Genomic DNA, 605 nt, shown 5'->3' with positions numbered 1-605 from the left:
GCGGCGGACCGCATCAGCAACTGGGGCTCGTCGCCGCGCAGCCCCTGCTCGACCACCCTCCGCAGAAGGACGGCGGCCTGGTCGAAGCGTCCCAGCAGCACGGCCCGCATTCCTTCCCGGTGGTCCCTGAGCAGGCCCTCGTGGGAAGAGCCCACGATCGCGCCGGTCCTCGCACCGGGAGCCTGCCGGCCTCCGGCGGACGGCACCACCGCGTCGGACGCACCGGCCGACCCCCGGCCCGGAACGGGGAACGGCCAGAAGCCGTCGGCCGCGTCCGGGACACCGGTGGCCGGTGCCGTCTCCGAAGACCGGGAGATGGGCGGGCCGACCGCGCCGGACATGCCACCGGCCGCCGGAGCACCCCCACCGGCAACACCCCAAGCCTCCTCCCCCACCAGGGACGACACGGCGGAACCCGGCACACCGGCCACCCCCCGGCCCGGAACGGGAAACCACCCCGGGCCGTCGGCCGACGTTCCGACAGCCGGAGCCGCGACGGGCGGGGCGGGCGTGGCGGGCGTGGCGTCGGTCGCCGGAGCGGCCTGGCCAGGAGGTGCGTCGGTCGCCGAAGTGAGGGGGAGCCGTACGGAGGCGGAGGGTGGTGC

Annotated in this window: 1 protein-coding gene; it reads right to left on the bottom strand. The window is 76.9% G+C overall.

Features of this window, described 5'->3' with window-relative positions; translation table 11 throughout:
* A partial coding sequence (locus B9S61_RS07130; protein WP_374936191.1) for a hypothetical protein occupies positions 1-341 on the bottom strand: 341 nt, incomplete at its 3' end.
* Positions 342-605 lie beyond the last annotated feature (264 nt).

It is taken from the genome of Streptomyces sp. SM1, from assembly GCF_002910825.1.
Classification (GTDB): Bacteria; Actinomycetota; Actinomycetes; order Streptomycetales; family Streptomycetaceae; genus Streptomyces; species Streptomyces okerensis.
This window is presented reverse-complemented; position numbering and strand designations above follow the sequence as displayed.